Annotated in this window: 3 protein-coding genes; 1 reads left to right on the forward strand and 2 read right to left on the reverse strand. The window is 69.8% G+C overall.

All coding sequences use genetic code 11. The features are described 5' to 3' along the window. Nucleotides 1-86 precede the first annotated feature (86 nt). Entirely contained in the window at nucleotides 87-338 is a 252-nt protein-coding gene (locus VE25_RS19440) for an exodeoxyribonuclease VII small subunit (RefSeq protein WP_046110333.1), read from the reverse strand. 4 nt (nucleotides 339-342) lie between these two features. Beyond that, nucleotides 343-1290 (reverse strand): histone deacetylase family protein, encoded by a 948-nt coding sequence (locus VE25_RS19445; RefSeq protein ID WP_046110334.1) that lies wholly within the window; start codon nucleotides 1288-1290, stop codon nucleotides 343-345. A 69-nt stretch (nucleotides 1291-1359) separates the two neighbouring features. Here VE25_RS19445 and VE25_RS19450 point away from each other — a divergent pair, with 69 nt between their 5' ends. Beyond that, the gene (locus VE25_RS19450) at nucleotides 1360-2307 is read left to right on the forward strand and encodes an L-threonylcarbamoyladenylate synthase (protein ID WP_046110335.1); all 948 of its coding nucleotides are present in this window, start codon (nucleotides 1360-1362) and stop codon (nucleotides 2305-2307) included. The last annotated feature ends 514 nt before the right edge of the window (nucleotides 2308-2821 follow it).

The raw sequence follows: 2821 nt of genomic DNA on the forward strand, positions 1-2821 counted from the left end.
CCCCCGACCCCTCCCCTCAAGGGGGAGGGGGGCGAAGGGCCGTGCCCTCGCTGTGTCTATATGGAATATCGTGCCCATCCGGACCCTTACTCCGCATCCAGCGGTGCGGTGCCGATAGGCTTGCCTTCGCGCGAGAGGGTGATCTTTTCGATGCGCGCCTCGGCGGTCTTCAGCAGCGCCTCGCAATGGGCCTTCAGCGCCTCGCCGCGCTCGTAGATGGCGATGGATTCGGCCAGCGGCGCGCGGCCGCTCTCGAGCTTGCCGACGATCTCCTCGAGCTGGGCGAGAGCCGCCTCGAAGCTCAGGGTCTTGATGTCGTCGTTGCTGGTCTCGGTCATATTCCTATTCCTTCAGGTCACCCACCGCGCCATCCATCAGCATGGCGACATGGTGGGACACGCCCCCGGCGAGGCCCTTGAGGTCATAGCCACCCTCGAGGAGCGACACAATGCGGTTGCCGCAATAGCGCTCGGCGACGTCCATCAGCTTGCCGGTAAGCCAGGCGAAATCGCCCGGCTCCCAATCGAGCTCGGCCAGGGGATCGCGGTAGTCGGCATCGAACCCGGCCGAGATGAGCAGGATGTCGGGCGAGAAGTTGACGAGCGCCGGCAGGATGGTGTCGCGGTAGACCTCGCGCATCGCCGCCCCGTCCGAGCCCGGCGGGAGCGGCGCGTTGACGATGTTGCCGACGCCTGTCTCGCTCGCCCGCCCCGTGCCCGGATAGAGCGGGACCTGGTGGCTCGAAGCGTAGAAGACACTGGGATCGGCCTGGAAAATATCCTGCGTGCCGTTGCCATGGTGGACGTCGAAATCGACGATGGCGATGCGCTCGGCCCCGTGCTTGCGCTGCGCCTCGCGCGCGGCCACCGCGATGGTGTTGACGAGGCAGAAGCCCATGGGCGTGTCGCGCTCGGCGTGGTGGCCGGGCGGGCGGATGGCGCAGAAGGCGTTGTCGGCTTCCCCGAGGATCACGGCCTCGAGGGCGGCGAGCCCCCCTCCGAGAGCGGTGGATGCGGTATCGAGCGAGCCCGAGGAGATGAAGGTGTCGCTGTCGATCTGGCCGATGCCCTCGGCCGGCCGCGCATCGCGCAGGCGCTGCAGGTAGCGCGGGCCATGGACGAGTTCGGCGAGCGCCAGATCGACCGAGGGCGCGTCACGGCGCAGGAGCCGGTCGAAGCGCGGGCGGGCGAGCGCATCCTCGATGGCGCGGATGCGGTCGGCGCGCTCCGCGTGGCCCTCGGGGGTCACGTGGCTCTCGAAGTTCTGCTGGCTGATGAGGAGCGTCGTCACAGCGCTTGGGTTGCCTTTGGTACCTCGGTCTTTCTTGACGGCAAGCCCCGCCCTTGTCAAACAGCCCCGATGACCGGGAACCCAAAGTTGACCGCGCGCGAACCGCTGACCCTCGCCGACGCCGCTGAGCTGCTGCGGGCGGGCAAGGTCTGCGCGTTCCCGACGGAGACGGTCTATGGGCTCGGAGCCGACGCGACGGACCCGGATGCGGTGCTGGCGATCTACGAGACCAAGGGGCGGCCGCGGTTCAATCCGCTGATCGTCCATTGCGCGGACCTGGCGATGGCCGAGCGGATCGCGCAGTTTTCGCCGCTCGCGCGCGAACTGGCGCGGTTCTGGCCCGGGCCGCTGACGCTGGTGCTGCCGCTGAAGGCGGGCGCCGGGCTTTCGGACATCGTGACGGCCGGGCTCGATACGGTCGGCCTGCGTGTCCCCGACCATCCATTGGCGCTGGAGCTGATCGCGGCCGTCGGCCGACCGCTCGCCGCCCCCTCGGCAAACCCCTCCGGGCGGCTCTCGCCGACGACGGCCGAGCAGGTGCGCCGCGGTTTTGGCGGCCGCGTGCCGGTGCTCGACGGTGGCCCGTGCCGGGCAGGTGTGGAATCGACGATCCTTGCCGTCGCCGGAAACGAGGTGGTGCAGCTGCGCGCCGGGGCGCTGGCGCGCGAGACGATCGCCGAGGCGATCGGGCGGCCGGTGACGGTTGCCGCGCACGACGCCAAGGTCGCCGCGCCGGGGATGCTGACGAGCCACTATGCGCCCAATGCCAGGCTCCGGCTCGACGCCGGGGAGCCTGAGGCGGGCGAGGCGTATCTGGCGTTCGGGCCGACGGGGCATGCGGCGGCCGCCAATCTCTCGCCTTCGGGTGATCTGCATGAGGCGGCGCGCAATCTCTTTTCCCTTCTCCATGCATTGGACTCCACAGGGGTCGCGCGCATTGCCGTCGCGCCTGTTCCGATGACGGGCCTGGGCGAGGCGATCAACGACCGGCTGAAACGCGCCGCCGCGCCGCGCTGAGGGCGTGCCGAAACGCCGCCCGGCCTTGCGGCCTCGCGGTTCCTCCTCAAGTCTCCCGCCTTGCTGCGGGCTAACGGCGCGGGGCGGTCTCGAGCCTCGAACCTATCGATATAAAGAACGGGAGGCTTTCGCCCGCCCCGCGCATCCGGATGGTGGGTCTTTGCCGGTTGGATTACCGCCAGGGGCTTTCCGACCTGCCTTGACCCGCCAGGCCCACTAACGAGCCAGCCCCCCGTAGCTGGGGGTGACGGGCGCGGGGGCGGATGGCTACGTAGCCGCCTCCCGGCAAAACAGGTGCGGAGTCGGCCGCCCGGCTCGCTCCGGCTCGGGACCCTGCAGGGCGACCCCCGCTGACCCGGACCCTCCCGCCGGCGTTTCGTCGACACCGCGTCGTGCGGGAGGTGGGAATGAGTATGGGGCAGGTGCGAGGGTGCGGGGATAAGTTCCCGCTTTCTCTGCCGGATCAACGGGTTGAGCACTGCCTCCCCTCCCCCTTGAGGGGAGGGGTCGGGGG

Source organism: Devosia geojensis, assembly GCF_000969415.1.
Taxonomy (GTDB): Bacteria; Pseudomonadota; Alphaproteobacteria; order Rhizobiales; family Devosiaceae; genus Devosia; species Devosia geojensis.